This window comes from uncultured Flavobacterium sp. (genome assembly GCF_963975005.1).
Taxonomy (GTDB): Bacteria; Bacteroidota; Bacteroidia; order Flavobacteriales; family Flavobacteriaceae; genus Flavobacterium.
In genome coordinates, this window is sequence record NZ_CAXBFR010000023.1 from 1 (window position 1) to 17,670 (window position 17,670).

Consider the following 17,670-nt stretch of genomic DNA (forward strand, 5'->3'; position numbering starts at 1 on the left):
ATGAAAATTCATTAACAATGTTCGTTGTAAGCGTCTTGTAAGTTTTCTGCAATTAATTCAGCTGGACGACCTTCAATGTGATGACGTTCTAACATATGAACTAACTCACCGTTTTTAAATAATGCTATACTTGGTGATGAAGGAGGAAAAGGGAACATTTGCTCTCTTGCCGCATCAACAGCATCTTTATCAACACCTGCAAATACAGTGACTAATTTTGAAGGTTTTTTAGCCCCTTCTAAACTCATTTTAGCACCTGGACGAGCATTTCTTGCAGCACAACCACAAACTGAATTCACAACTACTAAAGTAGTTCCTTCTGATTGTATTGCATTTTTTACTTCGTCAGCACTATATAAATCTTGAAAACCAGCGTCATTTAATTCAGCACGCATTGGTTTAACCATTTCTTCTGGATACATAATTTTTGATTTAGATGTTCGGATATTCTGAGTTAAAGATTTTCCGATTATTTATTCAAGTGCAAAGATACAATGATTTTTAAAGAATTATTTTAAAGAAACTATAAAATTTAATTATTATGTTATAGATGATCTTCTATTAAAAAACTCTTCTAAACAAAGCTTTCATAAAAGGAACTTTTGGACATTTTAAAATCACTTTCAAATCTTCAAATAAAGAAGTCTCTTCATCTAAAAATCTCAAAATCAAACCTGAATTTTGATCTTTAAATAATCCTGAAAATAATTTCGCCCCGATTGAATTGTCTTTGAATAAAACATCAATAAAAAGTAAATCATAAAACCAAAATTTGTCTTTTTTATGAAATTTAGTAAAATCTGAATCAGCATTGAGAAAAGAAACCAATTGCTTTGATTTTTTGGTGACATTTTTAAACGTAAAACCTGTACTTGCTTTTGTCCAACCACCAGCAGACCCTATGTTTATTATGTTTTTTGAATTATTTTCCCAAAAGGGATAACTTGTCATAGGAATATTTCCTTGTTCTTTTTCAATAATTTCATATTCTGTTATGCCTAATTTTTTGATGTACAATTCAATTTCATCTTCATATTCTTTTTTGGAAAGTAAGTCTTTTGAAAACAAAGTGTATTCAATTAAAGCTTGATTTTTAGAAGTTGGTAAAACATACATAAAACGAGTATTCCCTTTCTGATTGACTGAAAAATCCATAAAAGTTGCTGCATTTTTATCAAAAACAGGTTCTTTACTTTTTATAAACCAACCTATAAAATGCTGTTGTAATAAGGGATGTTTTTTTTGGGAAGTTACTAAAGTTGGATTAAAAATAGAGTTAAAAACTTTTTTGCAAGTAAAGGCATTTTGTTTCGTTTTAACCAAACAGTGATCGCCTAAATCTGAAAAATCAACTACTTTCTCTTGTAAAAAATGAATGTTTTTATTTTTTGAAATTTCACCAAAAACAAAATTATACAAATCTAAACCTAGAATCATTTTATAGTGATAAGGCTCAATATTTAGTTTCTTTTGAAAATTTTCATTAGCAAAAAGAGTGTTTTTCCATTCTTTAGAAATTATTTCTTCAAAACTGTTTGAATCATCCCAAAAACACCAAGTTCTATCATTGGTTTTTTTAGCATCACTGTCAATTAAAAGAATCGATTTGTCTTCTAGTTTTTTCGACAAAATCATTTCGTAAACTGTCATTAAAGCAGCTAATCCAGTTCCTGTAAAAATGTAATTGTAGTGTTTCATTAAATTCTAAAAGAAAAACCAAGCGCGAAATAATATTTGGGTGCATTTTCGGTTAAACCAATTCCACCTGAAACATCAATCATGGCATTATTTGATACTAAATATGTAAATCCTCCGTCAAAGTTATGATTTGATTTTTGATTTTGAGGTGCAAATCCAAAAATTTCAACATAAGTTTCTACTTTTTCTGTAATTGAATAACCCGTTGCCAAAGAATAAATAAAAGATGGTTCTGCTGTAAAACCATCCCATTCACTTCCTAAATTATAACTCAATGCGATTTTTTCTGTTAGTGTGTGTTGTATTGCAAATCGAAATTGTGGCGCTAAATAATCCAATTTAAATTTAGTGGAACTCACATTTGGTAAAGCTAAATGACCAATTATTGAAGTTTGAGGAATGATTCCATTTTCTTCAATAATTTTTGCTTTAAAACCAATCAAAACTGGATTCATTCCTGAAGTTCTAGTTGAATAGGATTTGTTGTTTGCAAATTCTGTAATTAATCTTAATTCGAAATTATCTGAAATTCCATATTTCCACAAAACACTCGGAAGTACGAAACTAGATGCATCGTTATTTGTTTTTTTGGCACTGAATCCTGTTTCAACTTGTAGCATTTTTAAAGGAGTTAAAGCTGGTGTTTCTGTTTGATCTGGTCTATCCGTTTGAATAGATTCATTTTCTTGAGCATAAAGTATTCCAGTTAAAAACAAAGTGAATAAATAAATTTTAGGCTTCATAAATATTATTTTTAGGCAAAACTAAAAATATAATTATGTGAATCAAAATAAAAATTTATATATTTGTATAAAATTTAAAAGAATGACTACTTCAGAAGAGAATTATTTGAAGGTAATTTATCATTTATCAGTGGTTTCTCCAAAAGGAGTTAATACCAATGCAATTGCTGGAATGCTTGAAACAAAAGCATCTTCTGTAACTGATATGTTGAAGAAATTATCGGAAAAAGATTTAGTAATCTATAAAAAATATCAAGGTGCTTCTTTAACGGAGCAAGGTACTTTAAATGCAAAAATGATTGTTAGAAAACATCGTTTGTGGGAAGTTTTTTTGGTAGAAAAATTAAATTTTACTTGGGATGAAGTCCATGAAATTGCAGAAGAACTAGAACACATTCAATCTGAAAAATTGATAGATAAATTAGATGCTTTCCTTAATTTTCCAGATTTTGATCCACATGGTGATCCAATTCCGAACGCCAATGGCGAAATTAAAAAAGTTCAAAAACAACTTTTGTCTGATGCCAAAATTAATGTTTCTTATAAATGCGTTGGTGTTAAAGATTCATCAGCTGAATTTTTACAATATTTAGACAAACAAAAAATTGCTTTAGGTTCAACTTTTAAAATTTTAGAAAAAGACACTTTCGACGATATTCTTCAAGTTGAAATTAACGATAAAAAAATTACGATATCAGATAAAATAGCTACTAACTTATACGTACAATAATTATGTTTCAAGATGTATTAACTTATTTAGAAAACATTGATCCAATTTTGGCTGCTTTTTATGCAACAATGTTCACTTGGTTTGTAACCGCTTTAGGAGCTTCATTTGTATTCTTTTTTAAAGGAATGAACCGAACATTTTTTGATGGAATGCTTGGTTTTACGGGTGGAGTTATGGTTGCTGCGAGTTTTTGGAGCTTATTAGCACCATCAATAGAAATGAGTGGTGGTGAGGGATTTATAAAGGTAATTCCAGCAGCTGTTGGATTTGCTTTAGGAGCGTTATTTATTTTTGCTTTAGACAAAACGTTGCCTCATTTACATATCAATTTTAAAGAAACTGAAGGAATAAAATCACCTTGGCAACGAACTACTCTATTAACATTAGCCATTACTTTGCATAATATTCCAGAAGGATTAGCGGTTGGTGTTTTGTTTGGTGGAGTTGCCGCTGGAATTCCAGAAGCCTCTATTGCTGGAGCAGTTACTTTGGCGATCGGAATTGGAATTCAGAATTTTCCTGAAGGAATTGCAGTTTCTATGCCATTGCGTAGAATGGGAATGAGCCGAAGAAAAAGTTTTATGTATGGACAAGCTTCTGCTTTAGTAGAACCAATTGCTGGAGTTTTAGGAGCTGCAGCTGTAATGTTTTTTACACCAATATTGCCTTATGCTTTAGCTTTTGCTGCTGGTGCGATGATTTATGTGGTTGTTGAAGAAGTAATCCCAGAAACACAATTAGAGAAAAACACTGATATTGCCACTTTAGGGTTTATTGGTGGATTTATTGTAATGATGACTTTGGATGTTGCTTTAGGATAAAAACTTTGTGTAACTTTGAGAAATAAACTTTTATACAAATGAAATACTTCACACCAATTGTAGCTCTATTTATTTTCATAAGTTGTGCTTCAAAACAAGTTGCAAGCGAAAACGAAATTCTTATCAACTCAAACACCTTGAATAAAGTTGGGAATGATTATGAAATGAAAATTTCCAAAATAATTTCAGATTCTCGTTGTCCTGAAGGAGTAACTTGTATTTGGGCTGGGGAAGTTCAGTTGGAACTTGAAATTTACAAAAATCATAAACTAGAGAAATCAGAAACGCTTTCCATCAATAATAAAAAGTTGGAACAAAACAAACAGTTCTTTTCTGAATACATTTCATTAGATAAAAAAGTAAAAGATATTCTGGTTCAACCTATAAAAAAAGAGGGTCAAACTATTGAATTGAAGGATTATGTATTGAAGGTTGAGTTGGAGTAAATTTTAAATATGAAGAAAAATATAATTATCTTTTTTTTATTTACATTTTTTGGATATTCACAAAATATTATATCTGAAAAAAGCACTTATGAATCTACTATTTATGAAGTAAGTCACACTATATATGAACAGAACGATAGCTTGATAAATTGTGTAGTCGAGTTCAAAAACTTATCTGAAAGTCCACTTTTAATTTCCAAAATTGAAATAGGAAATTCATATGTAGACAATTTAATTGCCTTGATAGACAGAAAAATTTGGATTACTCGTTATGGACATTTTCCAAATAATTATAAATTTAAATTTCATGTTCTTTATCCAAATGAGATTATTAAGATTTCAAAAGTTGAAAAGAAAAATTTTGAAAATTTAAACAGATTAGATTTTTTATTTAGTTGGATTGAACTTGATAGTATTTCAGTTAGAAAAGATAAAGAAAGGATTTTAAAATCAATTAAAAATAAAGAAGCTCAAATTTCAAAAAAAAATATAATTAAATATATTGATTTAGGAAATTTGGTAGAGACTTCCATAAAATTTGAAGAAAAAGCATTGTTTAAGGTTAAGTTGGAGTAAATTAATTTATACATTTGTTTTTTTACTATATAAATTTTCATACAATGAAAAAAGTAGTAATTATCTGTTTTATTTTTTTTGCATCAAATTTAATTAAAGCTCAAAACATTTCTTATGGACCAATAATTGGTTATGCTTTTTATGAAATAGGAAACAATAATGGAAGATATCATTTTGTTACTGATAAAAACAACACCGTTAATTTTGGAGCATATTTAGAATATCAATTTACAGATAATTTAGGTTTAAAGACAGAAATAATAATTAATAAGAAAGAAGCTTATTTTAAATCATCATCATCTTTTTTAACCTCAGAAGATAAATTTAATTTTTCCTTTTTTGAAATAAATCCAAATTTGAAATATGATTTTGGACAAGAATATAGAAAAGGTTTTTATATGCTTTTAGGTCCAAAAATAGCATTTCTAACAAAAGTAACATTAGATAATGAAGATGTAAAAGATGATTTTGAAACTTTTATCTATGGCGCCCAACTAGGTTTTGGATATAGAATTTTTAAATTTATCGATCTACAAACAAAAATCGAATATGATATTGCTCCATTTGTTAAATTTGATAATGATAGAAAAAGTCAGTTTTTTGGAGCCAACATCTCATTAAATTTAGATTTAGAGAGATTAATAAATTCAAATTAAGACTTTTTTAAAAACTTTAATGACAAGCACAATCATCACCACAAGATTTTGATTTCTTGGCAGATTTTTTCCAGAAAAATTTTTTTACTAAAAATCCAACAGCTATAAAAAGGGCAATATAAACTAAAATTTCTTGCATATTATTTTAAAATTTGATAAGCAATTAAAGCCACAATATAAGCAAATCCACTCATAACCACAAGTTGAATTATAGGCCATTTCCATGAATTGGTTTCTTTTTTTACAATAGCCAAGGTACTAATACATTGCATAGCAAAAGCATAAAACAACAATAAAGAAATTCCAGTAGCAAAATTAAAAACTTTTTCACCTGTTACAGGATTAATTTCAGCTTGCATTCTTTTTTTAATGGTATTTTGCATATCATCTTCATCGTCGTTTCCACCAACGCTATAAATTGTTGCTAATGTTCCTACAAAAACTTCCCTCGCAGCAAATGATGTGACAACTGCAATTCCGATTTTCCAATCATAACCTAAAGGCTTTATCGCTGGTTCAATGGCTTTGCCTACAATTCCAATATAAGAATGTTCTAACCTGTAAGTATTGACTTTAGTTTCGATCAAACTTGGTTCTAAAACTAAATTATTGGCTAAAATATCTTTTTCAACTATTTGCTCTGCATTATCAAAATCTTTTGTTGGACCATGAGAACCTAAAAACCAGAGAATAACCGATAAGGCTAAAATGATTTTTCCAGCACCAAAAACGAATGCTTTTGTTTTTTCTAACACATTGATTGCAACATTTTTAAACATTGGGATTTTATAACTCGGCATTTCAACCACAAAGTAAGTTTTGCAACTCAATTTTAAGAATTTATCTAACAACCAAGATGAAAAAATGGCCATAAAGAAACCAATTAAATAAAGCAACATTAAGGCTAAACCTTGTAAACTTAAGAAACCTAAAACTTTTTCTTCTGGAATTATTAAGGATATTATAATGGCATAAACTGGCAATCTAGCGGAACAAGTAGTAAATGGTGTTACTAAAATTGTGATTAATCTTTCTTTCCAATTTTCAATGTTTCTAGCACTCATTATGGCAGGAATCGCACAAGCAGTTCCTGAAATTAAAGGCACAATACTTTTTCCTGACAAACCAAATCTACGCATGATTTTATCCATCAAAAACACAACGCGACTCATATAACCGCTTTCTTCTAAAACAGAAATAAATAGAAATAAAAAGGCTATTTGTGGAATAAAAATAACAATTCCACCAATTCCTGGAATAATTCCTTCACTAATTAAATCAGTAAATTTTCCTACTGGTAAATTTGTCTTAGTATAGTTTGAAAAATGGGCAAAAGATTCATCAATAAAATCCATCGGAATGGTTGACCATTCAAAAATAGATTGAAAAATCGCAAATAAAATAAAGAAGAAAATAACGTATCCAAAGACTTTATGAGTAAGTATTCTGTCTAATTTTGATTGAATACCTGATGCTTTAGATTTGTCAATTTTTTGACCTATTTTTAAGGTGTCATTTATAAATTGGTAGCGTTTGATAGTTTCTTTTTGTTGTAATCTTTTTAAATCCGAATGTGATTTTGTAAATGAATTTTTAATTTCATTTCGTTCTAAATTCAAGAAATTTACATCTTGCGTAATAACCAACCAAAGTTTATACAATAGTTGATTTGGAAATGTTTTTCTTAATTTTTCAAAATATTCTGGATCAATTGAGGAAGCGTTTAAGCAAGGTTCAATAGATAAATCTTCATAATTTAGAATTAAGTTTTTTAAAGTATCAATTCCGATTTTTTTTCTTGAACTTACTAAAGCAATTTTAGTTTTTAATTCTTGTTCTAAAAACGGAATATCTAGTTCAATTCCTTTTAACTTCATTCTGTCACTCATATTGATGACTAAAATAGCTGGAATTTCTAAATCTTTAATTTGGGTAAAAAGCAGTAAATTACGTTTTAAGTTTTCTACTTCAGTTACAACTACTGCAACATCAGGAAAATCTTCATCTTTTTTATTTAACAATAATTCGATGACTACATTTTCGTCAATCGAACTTGCATTTAAACTATATGTTCCAGGTAAATCAATAATTTTTGCTCGAACATCATTAGATAGTTTAGCAAAACCTTGTTTTTTTTCGACCGTAATTCCAGGATAATTTCCTACTTGTTGGTTTAAACCTGTTAGTTGGTTAAAAACTGATGTTTTCCCCACATTAGGATTTCCTATTAAAGCAACTTTGATGTTTTTTTGAGCCATATTAAATTTGCTCTTTTATAATGCTAATTTCTATAGCTGTTTCTAAGCGAATTGCTACATGAGCGTCATTAATACAATAGTATAATGGATCTCCGAGAGGTGCAATTTGAATTAATTCTATACTGTTACCAGGCAAGCATCCCATTTCTAGTAGCTTTAACGGAATTTCTTCAATGTTAAAGTCTATAATAGTTGCTCTTTCACCTTTTTTAAGTTGTGATAAATTAATTTCCACGCTTATTTAGATTGAATTAAAATACAAAAGTAAAAATTTAATACTGATTAATCCTGATAATTATCATATTTTAACTTTCTGCGAGGTTTTATTTTTCAATTTCTGAAAGCCATTTAATGTCTTCAAAAAGCTGAGTTACATTTTTTGTTCCGTCTTCGGTAGGTTTGTCAAGATTTGTTCCATCATAAAAGCCTCTTATTCTTCCTTTTTTATCAATAAGAACAAGGTTTTCTGTGTGAACCATATCATACAATTCTTCTGGTTTTCCAGTTTCAACAGCTAAATACGATTTTCTTGCAATATAATAAATATCTTTTTTGTTTCCTGTGACTAAATTCCACTTGCTATCAACAACTCCTTTTTCAAGGGCATATTTTTTTAAAACCGGAACACTGTCAATATCTGGAGTGACACTGTGTGAAAGTATAAGAACATCGGGCATGCTTTTTATTTTATCTTGAAGCCAAACCAAATTATCTGTCATAATTGGGCATATTGTTGGACAAGTAGTAAAGAAAAACTCGGCTACATAAATTTTGTCTTTATAATCATCTTGCGTAATTATTATTCCGTTTTGATTAGTAAATTTAAAATCAGCAATTCTATGATTATAACCAACATGTTGAATAGTTGAGTCAACTAACTGAGGATTAACATCCCTTGGAGTAAAAATAGGTAGCGTTTTTTGAGGTTGTAATAAAGTATAAATACCTATGAAAATAAGAATTGAAACCCCTAAAAATATAAATATAAATGTTTTATATTTTTTAAATATTGAAATCATTTTTTTTGCAAAAATACAAAACGTTTAGAAAATAATGTTATATATCTAACAAACAGATGTTAAAAATTAATTTTTATTAATTTCTTTGTATATATTTGTTAGCTATTCAAATTTTTACAATGAAAAAAACAATTATCATATTTACTATGTTAATTTCCTTACTAGGACATTCACAGTATAACGCTTCTGCACCATGGCTTAAAAACAATGAAGGAGCAAAACAAGGAAACTTATCAATAGAAGAGTTAAAACAATCTTTTGACAACTATTGGTTGACTCATGACAAAAACAAAAAGGGTTCGGGTTATAAACCTTTTATGCGATGGGAATACCATTGGCAAAATAAAGTTGATGTCAATGGAAATAAAATAACTCCAGAGGAAATGTGGGCTGCATTTAATCAAAAAAAAACAGCTGAAACAAATAAAAGCACACAGTCTTTACCCGTTAGTAATTGGCAACCTGTTGGTCCTTTTTCTCATTTAAATACAGGTTCTTGGTCATCTGGACAAGGTAGAGTAAACATTGTACATGTTGACCCTTCAAACCCTACCACTATATATATTGGCACACCTGCAGGTGGAATATGGAAGTCTATTGACTCTGGTTCAACTTGGTCTGCATTATCAGATAATTTACCTCAAATTGGAGTGTCTGGTATTGCAATTGATTATTCTAACTCTAACACCATTTACATTGCAACTGGTGATAAAGATTCTTCAGACACTTATTCTATTGGTGTTATGAAATCAATTGATGGAGGTTTAACATGGAATACAACTGGATTGACATTTACAAATACTTCTACTTTGGCAGGAGATATTTTAATACATCCAACAAATAATCAAATTTTATGGTGCGCTACAAGTGTGGGTTTATATAGAACAACAGATGCAGGAACAAGTTGGACAGTTGTTCAATCGGGAAACTTCTCCCAAGGTTCTATAAGATTAAATCCTAATGACCCTTCAACAGTTTATGCAGTTTCTAATAATAGATTTTTTAAATCAACTAATACCGGAAGTACTTTTAGTATAATTACTACAGGATTACCTTTTACTTCAGGAAGACTATTATTAGATGTTACAGCAGCAAATTCAAATTATATTTATATTTTAAGTGCAACAAGTTCAGCTACTTTACAAGGGCTTTATAAATCTACTAATGGAGGAACTAGCTGGTCTAACGTATCTGGAACATCAACAGATATATTTGAATCAACACAGTCTTGGTATGACTTAGCGTTAGCAGTATCAAATACAAATGAAAACGAAGTATACACTGGTTGTTTAAACGTTTGGAAATCCTCCAATGGAGGAACTACTTTTACTAAAATTAACAATTGGAGCTCTCCTAGCGCGGCTTCATACACACACGCTGATATTCATTATTTAGGTTTTCATGGTGGAAAATTATATTGTGGTAGCGATGGAGGGGTTTATGTTTCAGATAATGGAGGTATTGTTTTTACGGACAAAACTTCAGGAGCACAAATAAGCCAGTTTTATAAAGTTGCCGTTTCTAAACAAACTTCTGCAAATATTGTGGGAGGATTACAGGACAACGGTGGTCATGCCTTTAGCAACGGTGCTTGGAAAAATTATTATGGCGCAGATGGAATGGATGCAGCAATTAGTCCAGTAAACCAAAATTTGTACTATGGCTTTATTCAAAATGGAGGAAACATGTACATTAGCAACAATGCAGGAAACTCACTTGGATCTAGTGTAAGTTCGCCTACTGGTGTAAGTGGAAATTGGGTTACTCCATTAATGATTAATTCAATTGGAGAGGTCTTTTCTGGTTACAATGGATTATATAAATTAAATGGTTCTTCATGGGTTCAACAAAATACTAATAGTTTAGGAAATGGAAATATGGAGTTAATTGCCATTGACCCTTCAAATGATAATATTATGTATGTGACAAATGGTTCTTCTTTGTATAAAAGTACAGATAAAGGAATCAATTTTACACTTTCATACTCAGCATCTGGAACAATTACAGCAATTGATGTTCATTCTACGAACAGTAATATAGTTTATCTAGTAACTTCAGGAACTTCAGGACAGACATTAAAATCTTTAAATGGAGGTAGTACATTCACGAATTTTTCTACAGGTTTACCAAATATTGGGAAGAACACAATTGTTCATCAAGGGCGTAATACAGACAATCCATTATATTTAGGTACAAGTTTAGGAGTTTACTATATTGATGACAGTATGACGGCTTGGGAAGCATTTGATACAAATTTGCCAAACGTTTCAGTTACAGATTTAGAAATCAATTTAGAAGACAATATATTAATTGCGGCTACTTATGGAAGAGGAATTTGGCAAACTAATATTCCTGTTCAAGTGCCCGCAACTGATATTAAACTTATTGCTATACAAAACCCAAACAATATCGATATTAATTGCGGAAATACAATTGTTCCGCAAATACAAGTTGAAAACAATGGAACAAACGCAATCACCGTAGTTACCATCAATTATGATATTGATGGAAGTGCTAATACATATACTTGGAATGGAAACATAACTTCTGGACAAACAACACTTGTTTCATTACCTTCTCAGACTTTATCAAGAGGTGTTCACACTATGAATGCAACTTCAACAACTCCAAATGACGCTTACTCAGATAACAATTCAAGTCTGATTACTTTTTATATTAATGATGCAGGAATTGTAGGCCAAACCAATGAATTCACTAATACTTCAGATGAGTTAATAACTTATAATGCAAGTTCAAATGGTTCACAATGGGAAAGAGGAATTAAAGGTATAGGCCCAATGTCTACAGGAGGAAATACCGTTTATACTACAAATTTAACTGGTAATTATCCTGACGGAGTAAAATCATACATAGTTTCTCAATGTTATAATTTAACAAACATTACAAATCCTCAAATTCAATTCACGATGAAATATCATCTAGAAGAGAATTGGGATATAGTTTATGTTGAATATTCAACTGATTTTGGTCAAAATTGGTCGCTTTTAGGACAACAAGGGCCAAATTGGTACAATAGTAACAGAACTAATGCATCATCTGGTTCATCAAATGATTGTCAAAATTGCCCAGGAGGTCAATGGACTGGAACAAACACTAATTTAACAACCTATCTTTATCCTTTAAATGCACTTAGTTCTCAACCAAATGTAATTTTTAGAATTGTTTTTCATAGTGATGAGTCAGTAAATCAATTAGGTGTTAACATAGATGACTTTGTAATAACTGGAGTTTTATCAACTAATAATTTTGAATTAAATAACATCTCTGTTTATCCAAATCCATCTGAAGGGGTTTTTAATATTTCATTAGGTGATTTAGAACCAACTTCTATTGAAGTATATGATTTAACAGGTAAAATAATTTTATCTAAAAAAGATCTTTTAATTAGAAATTTCGAGACTTCAATAAATTTATCAGATGCGTCTCAAGGTATTTATTTTGTTAAGATAAATGCTAATAATCAAAACATCGTTAAAAGAATTATTAAAAAATAAACCCCATTTCAAGTAAAATAAAAATATGAAAACAAAAATAATATGTCTTCTGATGTTGTTAAATTCAGCTGTGTTTTTTGGACAAAAAAATAATCTTCAAGAAGCAAAAGCACATCAAAAAACATTAAAAATAAACACATTAAATACAAATTTTGATGCAGCAATTAAATTATTTTCAAAAGAATATAGTTTAAATGAAAATTATTCATACACTAAATTATATTCGACAATTGATGAAAGAGGTTTTCAACATGATAAATTTCAACAATTTTACAACAATATAAAAATAGAATTTGGAACAGTTATTACGCATACTAATAATGAAGGTGTATATTTAGTTAATGGAGAACTTTACAATACAAACCAATTAAATACGACTCCAACTGTAGCTAAACAACAAGCATTTAACAAGGCAATACAAAGTGTTAATGCTTTGAAATATATGTGGGAAGATAATGAGCAATCGCACTTAATGGATTATAAGAAACCTGAAGGAGAATTAGTTATTTTTCCAAATGTCTTGTCAGAAGAAAGTCACTTAGCTTATAAATACGATATTTACTCTATTAATCCAGTAGCTAGACAAGAAGTGTATGTTGATGCACATTCTGGAGAAATTCTATTTTCAAATCCTATCATCAAACATGCTGATAAAATAAACGCTAGTAATGAAGTAAAAAAACCATTTTCAAAATTAAATATTTCTAAACCACTAGTTCAAGGAACTGCCGCAACTAGATATAGTGGTAGCAGACCAATCGAAGCTACATTGTCAGGTTCAAATTATATTTTACAAGATGCTACTAGAGGAAATGGAATAAAAACATTTAATTGTCTAAAAGGAACGGTCTACCAAGATGTAGATTTTACAGATAATGATAACAATTGGACTGCTGCCGAATATAATAATGCAAATAAGGATAATGGCGCATTAGATGCACATTGGGGTGCAGAAAAAACATATGATTTTTGGAACAACATCTTTAGTAGAAATAGTTATGATAATAACGGAGCTATAATTAAAAGTTATGTGCATTTCGATGTTAACTATAATAACGCTTTTTGGAATGGTGCTGCAATGACCTATGGTGATGGTAGTGGTTCTTCAGATATATTAACTTCAATTGATGTTTGTGGTCACGAAATAGGACATGCTATTTGTACTTATACTGCCGGTTTAGTATATCAAAATCAATCGGGAGCGATGAATGAAGGTTTTTCTGATATCTGGGGCGCTTGTATTGAACAATACGGAAGAACAGGAGGTTTGACCGCTACAATTCCAAATGCAATTTGGCTTATAGGTGAAGATTTAGGAAATGCTTTTAGATCAATGAGTAACCCAAATTCTAAAGGAGATCCAGATACTTATTTAGGAAATTTTTGGTATAGTGGAACTGCAGATAGTGGAGGTGTACATACAAATTCTGGAGTTTTAAATCATTGGTTTTATATTTTAACAGCAGGTAAATCTGGAACAAACAATGCTCCAACACCAGATGTTTACAATGTGACCGGAATTGGAATGACAAAAGCATCTGAAATAGCATATATTGCAGAAAGAGACTATTTAACTCCAAATTCAACCTATGCTGATGCAAGAAACGCAACAATTGAGGCGGCAAGTACAATTTATTGCGCCAATAGTCCTGAGGTAATTGCTGTAACAAATGCATGGTACGCAGTAAACGTTGGAGAACAGTATGTAGCTGTTTCAAATGATATTGCTTTACAAACAATTACAGGTGTAAATACAATTTCTTGTGGAGCAAGTTTAGCACCAGTTTTAAAACTCAAAAATCAAGGATTAAGTGCTATAACAACTATTTCAATTTCTTACACAATTGATGGTGGAACAGCCGTAAACCAAACATGGAACGGAAACCTAGCTCCTTGTAACGAAACAACCTTTCCGTTATCTGTTACAGGATTATCACGAGGTGCACATATAATGAATGTAACCTCAACAATAATAAATGATGGAAGACCTGAAAACAATACTAAATCTGTTCTGTTATTGGTAAATGACTCAGGAATTGTAGGAACAGTTAATCCTTTTACGAATTCATCAGACGCCTTAATTACTTATAACCAAAACGAAACTACTTCTATTTGGGTTAGAGGAATAAAAGGTTTGGGACCAATGACTTCATCAGGAAATACAGTATATACTACAAATTTAACTGGTAATTATGTGGATCAGAAAAAAGCATATATAGTTTCTCAATGTTATAATCTTACAAATGCATCTAGTCCTCAAATAAGTTTTGCTATGAAATTTGATTTAGAACAAGATTGGGATATTGTTTATGTTCAATACACTACAGATATGGGGCAAAACTGGTCTGTATTAGGACAAATGGGAACTAATTGGTACAACAGCAACAGAACTCCTCAAACTACAGGAAGCGATTGTAATAATTGTGTTGGTGCACAATGGACAGGAACAGACACAACACTAAAAACTTATTCTTACCCATTAACTTCATTAGTGGGACAATCAAATGTGATTTTTAGAATTGTCTTTCATTCTGATGAAGCCGTCAATCAAAAAGGAGTTAATATTGATGATTTTGTAATTAGTGGCGTTTTGTCTAATGAAAATTTCGAATTAAATACAATTTCAATTTATCCTAATCCTTCAAATGGAATTTTTAATATTAACTTAGGAAAAACTAATCCAACTTTAATTGAAGTATATGATTTGACAGGTAAAATAATTTTATCTAAAAAAGATATTATTCCTTCAAATATATCAACAAAAATTGACTTATCAACTGCATCACTAGGTGTTTATTTTGTAAAAATTGTTGCAGATAATCAACAAATCGTTAAAAGAATTATTAAACAATAAAATATGAATAATAAAATTTTAAAAGGAAGTTTAAGCTTCCTTTTTTTAACAGGAGCATTTTATTCTTGCAAAACAAGTCAAGAAGTAATGAAAAAAGAAAATCCAGTTGGAATTAATACATCTTTCATGGATAAATCGGTAAAACCTTCTGATGATTTTTTTAGATATGTTAATGGAAGTTGGATGGATAATACGGAAATTCCGGCTGACAGAACGCGTTGGGGAAGTTTTGATGAACTTCGTAAAAACACAGACGAAGACGTTATGGCAATTCTTAAAGAAGCTATTAATGACAAAAGTATTGATCCAAATTCTGATCAAGCTAAAGCTATTAATTTATACAAATCTGTCTTAGATACATTGGCAAGAGACAAACAAGGAATTGAGCCTTTAAAACCCTATTTAGCTAAAATTGATGCTGTAAAAAATGCAAACGAAGTTGTAAATTTAATTGCAGAATTCGATGATGAAATTAATTTAGGCTTCTTTGGCGTTTATGTAAGTACAGATGCAAAAGATAGTAAAAGAAACGTAGTATACGTCGGTACTGGAAGTTTAGGTTTACCAGATAGAGATTATTATGTTTCAGATGCCCCTGATAATGTTGAAAAACGTCAAAAATACCAAGAACATACAGCTAGAATGTTACAATATTTAGGGCAATCTGCTGGTTCAGCAAAATCTGATGCTGAAAAAATATTAGCATTAGAAACTAAAATGTCAATAGCTACATTAGATAGAGTTGAAAGAAGAGATAGAAGAAAGACCTATAATCCAATGACTGTTGTAGAACTTCAAAAAATGGTTCCTGCTGTAAATTGGACTAATTATCTTGAAACTATCGGAATTGATAAATTGGATTCCATTGTAGTTTCACAGCCAAAATATTTAGAAACTCTAGAAACTATTTTTAAAGAAAATCAATTAGCCGATTGGAAAGCTTACATGAAATGGACTTTATTAAGAGGTTCTGCTGGTTCACTTTCAACAGAAATTGAAAATGCTAACTGGGAATTTTATGGAAAAACATTAACTGGTGCTGTTAAACAAAGACCAGCAGACGAAAGAGCATTACAAACCGTAAACGGAAGATTGGGTGAAGCTTTAGGAAAATTATATGTTGCCAAAAAATTTCCACCAGAAGCAAAAGCAAAAGCAGAAGCAATGATTGCTAATGTAATGAAAGCATATGAAAATAGAATAGACGGATTGCCTTGGATGACAAAAGGTACTAAAGAAAAAGGAAAAGAAAAATTAAATAAGTTAACCGTAAAAATTGGTTATCCTGATAAGTGGAAAGATTATTCAGCTTTAGAAGTAGTTAGTCCAGAAAAAGGAGGAACTTATTTTGAAAATTCTAGACTATATGCAAAATGGTCACACCAAAAAAATATTGAAAAGCTAAAGGAACCTGTTGACAAAACAGAATGGGGAATGAGTCCACAAACAGTGAATGCTTATTTTAATCCATCAAACAACGAAATTGTTTTTCCAGCAGCCATTTTACAGCCACCTTTCTATGATTACAGAGCTGATGAGGCCGTAAATTATGGTGGAATTGGAGCAGTTATTGGTCACGAGATTTCTCATGGTTTTGATGATTCTGGATCAAGATATGATGCAGATGGAAATTTAGTAAATTGGTGGAGTGATGAAGATTTAGCTCAATTTACAGGTTTAGGAACTGCTTTAGCTGACCAATATTCAAACTTACAACCTTTACCTGGAATTTATGTTGATGGTAAATTTACTTTAGGAGAAAACATTGGAGATTTAGGTGGTGTAAATGCTGCTTATGATGGTTTACAAATCTATTTAAAACAAAATGGTAATCCAGGTTTAATTGATGGATTTACACCAGAACAACGTTTCTTTATTTCTTGGTCAACAATTTGGAGAAGTAAAATGCGTGATGAGGCTATTAAAAATCAAGTAAAAACTGATCCACATTCACCAGCGCAATATAGATCTTATGTGCCTTTACAAAATGTTGATGCTTTCTACAAAGCATTCAATATTGAAGTTGGAGACGGAATGTATATTGCTCCAGAAAACAGAGTTAAGATTTGGTAATAAACATTTTAAATATTTAAAAATTAATTAAATAGTAAAAAGGGGTGAAAAGATTATACTTTTCACCCCTTTTATTATAAGTGTCGATTAAAAAACTTCCTTTTGAGAATCTATCTTTTTAAATCTCAAATTAGCTGAAACTATTTCTATAAAAATCGAACAGAATAAGAACCTCTATAGAATATTTATTCTCAAATGGAACTAATTTTTCTTCTGTCTAAATTTATTTATTGCGTATTTTCCATCTGATTTTCATGATTTTTCAAGCAACTTCAAATAAT

At 30.2% G+C, this 17,670-nt stretch carries 15 protein-coding genes; 8 read left to right on the forward strand and 7 right to left on the reverse strand.

What is annotated here, in order from left to right; genetic code table 11:
* Positions 1-11 precede the first annotated feature (11 nt).
* The 3 genes from AACZ53_RS04575 to AACZ53_RS04585 form a co-directional block, all read right to left on the reverse strand.
* Positions 12-422, reverse strand: a complete 411-nt coding sequence (locus AACZ53_RS04575) for a BrxA/BrxB family bacilliredoxin (protein WP_339835146.1) — start codon at positions 420-422, stop codon at positions 12-14.
* A 139-nt stretch (positions 423-561) separates the two neighbouring features.
* A complete protein-coding gene (locus tag AACZ53_RS04580) occupies positions 562-1,698 on the reverse strand; it encodes a lycopene cyclase family protein (RefSeq protein ID WP_339835147.1) in 1,137 nt (378 codons plus the stop codon).
* Positions 1,698-2,441, reverse strand: a complete 744-nt coding sequence (locus AACZ53_RS04585) for a transporter (protein WP_339835149.1) — start codon at positions 2,439-2,441, stop codon at positions 1,698-1,700. Before AACZ53_RS04585 ends, AACZ53_RS04580 begins: the two co-directional genes overlap by 1 nt.
* Before the next feature lie 82 nt (positions 2,442-2,523).
* Here AACZ53_RS04585 and AACZ53_RS04590 point away from each other — a divergent pair, with 82 nt between their 5' ends.
* Genes AACZ53_RS04590 through AACZ53_RS04610 form a run of 5 tightly spaced genes read left to right on the forward strand, consistent with a single transcriptional unit; the run spans position 2,524 to position 5,670 of the window.
* The gene (locus AACZ53_RS04590; RefSeq protein WP_339835151.1) at positions 2,524-3,171 is read left to right on the forward strand and encodes a metal-dependent transcriptional regulator; all 648 of its coding nucleotides are present in this window, start codon (positions 2,524-2,526) and stop codon (positions 3,169-3,171) included.
* Positions 3,172-3,173: 2 nt separating this feature from the next.
* A complete protein-coding gene (locus tag AACZ53_RS04595; protein ID WP_339835153.1) occupies positions 3,174-3,992 on the forward strand; it encodes a ZIP family metal transporter in 819 nt (272 codons plus the stop codon).
* Between the two features lie 38 nt (positions 3,993-4,030).
* Positions 4,031-4,438: a hypothetical protein gene (locus AACZ53_RS04600; RefSeq protein WP_339835155.1), complete on the forward strand. Its 408-nt coding sequence runs from the start codon at positions 4,031-4,033 to the stop codon at positions 4,436-4,438.
* A 9-nt stretch (positions 4,439-4,447) separates the two neighbouring features.
* Complete coding sequence (locus tag AACZ53_RS04605) at positions 4,448-5,014, forward strand: hypothetical protein (protein WP_339835157.1); 567 nt, start codon at positions 4,448-4,450, stop codon at positions 5,012-5,014.
* A gap of 44 nt (positions 5,015-5,058) precedes the next feature.
* Positions 5,059-5,670, forward strand: coding sequence for a porin family protein (locus AACZ53_RS04610; protein ID WP_339835159.1), 612 nt, complete (start codon positions 5,059-5,061; stop codon positions 5,668-5,670).
* A gap of 16 nt (positions 5,671-5,686) precedes the next feature.
* On the opposite strand, the gene AACZ53_RS04615 is transcribed toward AACZ53_RS04610, so the two are convergent.
* The 4 genes from AACZ53_RS04615 to AACZ53_RS04630 all read right to left on the reverse strand — a co-directional run bounded on the left by AACZ53_RS04615 (position 5,687) and on the right by AACZ53_RS04630 (position 8,947).
* On the reverse strand, positions 5,687-5,809 hold the full coding sequence (locus tag AACZ53_RS04615) for a FeoB-associated Cys-rich membrane protein (RefSeq protein WP_338375993.1): 123 nt from the start codon (positions 5,807-5,809) through the stop codon (positions 5,687-5,689).
* 1 nt (position 5,810) lies between these two features.
* Positions 5,811-7,928, reverse strand: a complete 2,118-nt coding sequence (gene feoB, locus AACZ53_RS04620) for a ferrous iron transport protein B (RefSeq protein ID WP_339835160.1) — start codon at positions 7,926-7,928, stop codon at positions 5,811-5,813.
* Between the two features lies 1 nt (position 7,929).
* Entirely contained in the window at positions 7,930-8,163 is a 234-nt protein-coding gene (locus tag AACZ53_RS04625; RefSeq protein ID WP_026717609.1) for a FeoA family protein, read from the reverse strand.
* Between the two features lie 88 nt (positions 8,164-8,251).
* A complete protein-coding gene (locus AACZ53_RS04630) occupies positions 8,252-8,947 on the reverse strand; it encodes an SCO family protein (protein WP_339835161.1) in 696 nt (231 codons plus the stop codon).
* A gap of 119 nt (positions 8,948-9,066) precedes the next feature.
* Between AACZ53_RS04630 and AACZ53_RS04635 the strand changes: the two genes are divergently transcribed.
* From AACZ53_RS04635 to AACZ53_RS04645, 3 genes are read left to right on the forward strand one after another with little or no spacing between them, the layout of a single operon-like run.
* Positions 9,067-12,462: a T9SS type A sorting domain-containing protein gene (locus tag AACZ53_RS04635; protein ID WP_339835162.1), complete on the forward strand. Its 3,396-nt coding sequence runs from the start codon at positions 9,067-9,069 to the stop codon at positions 12,460-12,462.
* A gap of 25 nt (positions 12,463-12,487) precedes the next feature.
* The gene (locus tag AACZ53_RS04640; protein WP_339835163.1) at positions 12,488-15,316 is read left to right on the forward strand and encodes a M4 family metallopeptidase; all 2,829 of its coding nucleotides are present in this window, start codon (positions 12,488-12,490) and stop codon (positions 15,314-15,316) included.
* A 3-nt stretch (positions 15,317-15,319) separates the two neighbouring features.
* Positions 15,320-17,389, forward strand: coding sequence for a M13 family metallopeptidase (locus tag AACZ53_RS04645; RefSeq protein ID WP_339835164.1), 2,070 nt, complete (start codon positions 15,320-15,322; stop codon positions 17,387-17,389).
* Positions 17,390-17,670 lie beyond the last annotated feature (281 nt).

Excerpts from the sequence above, each read along its gene's own strand:
- AACZ53_RS04575 (WP_339835146.1), bottom strand. The coding sequence starts at position 422 with ATGTATCCAGAAGAAATGGTTAAACCAATGCGTGCTGAATTAAATGAC.
- AACZ53_RS04580 (WP_339835147.1), bottom strand. The coding sequence starts at position 1,698 with ATGAAACACTACAATTACATTTTTACAGGAACTGGATTAGCTGCTTTA.
- AACZ53_RS04585 (WP_339835149.1), bottom strand. The coding sequence starts at position 2,441 with ATGAAGCCTAAAATTTATTTATTCACTTTGTTTTTAACTGGAATACTT.
- AACZ53_RS04590 (WP_339835151.1), top strand. The coding sequence starts at position 2,524 with ATGACTACTTCAGAAGAGAATTATTTGAAGGTAATTTATCATTTATCA.
- AACZ53_RS04595 (WP_339835153.1), top strand. The coding sequence starts at position 3,174 with ATGTTTCAAGATGTATTAACTTATTTAGAAAACATTGATCCAATTTTG.
- AACZ53_RS04600 (WP_339835155.1), top strand. The coding sequence starts at position 4,031 with ATGAAATACTTCACACCAATTGTAGCTCTATTTATTTTCATAAGTTGT.
- AACZ53_RS04605 (WP_339835157.1), top strand. The coding sequence starts at position 4,448 with ATGAAGAAAAATATAATTATCTTTTTTTTATTTACATTTTTTGGATAT.
- AACZ53_RS04610 (WP_339835159.1), top strand. The coding sequence starts at position 5,059 with ATGAAAAAAGTAGTAATTATCTGTTTTATTTTTTTTGCATCAAATTTA.
- AACZ53_RS04615 (WP_338375993.1), bottom strand. The coding sequence starts at position 5,809 with ATGCAAGAAATTTTAGTTTATATTGCCCTTTTTATAGCTGTTGGATTT.
- feoB (WP_339835160.1), bottom strand. The coding sequence starts at position 7,928 with ATGGCTCAAAAAAACATCAAAGTTGCTTTAATAGGAAATCCTAATGTG.
- AACZ53_RS04630 (WP_339835161.1), bottom strand. The coding sequence starts at position 8,947 with ATGATTTCAATATTTAAAAAATATAAAACATTTATATTTATATTTTTA.
- AACZ53_RS04635 (WP_339835162.1), top strand. The coding sequence starts at position 9,067 with ATGAAAAAAACAATTATCATATTTACTATGTTAATTTCCTTACTAGGA.
- AACZ53_RS04640 (WP_339835163.1), top strand. The coding sequence starts at position 12,488 with ATGAAAACAAAAATAATATGTCTTCTGATGTTGTTAAATTCAGCTGTG.
- AACZ53_RS04645 (WP_339835164.1), top strand. The coding sequence starts at position 15,320 with ATGAATAATAAAATTTTAAAAGGAAGTTTAAGCTTCCTTTTTTTAACA.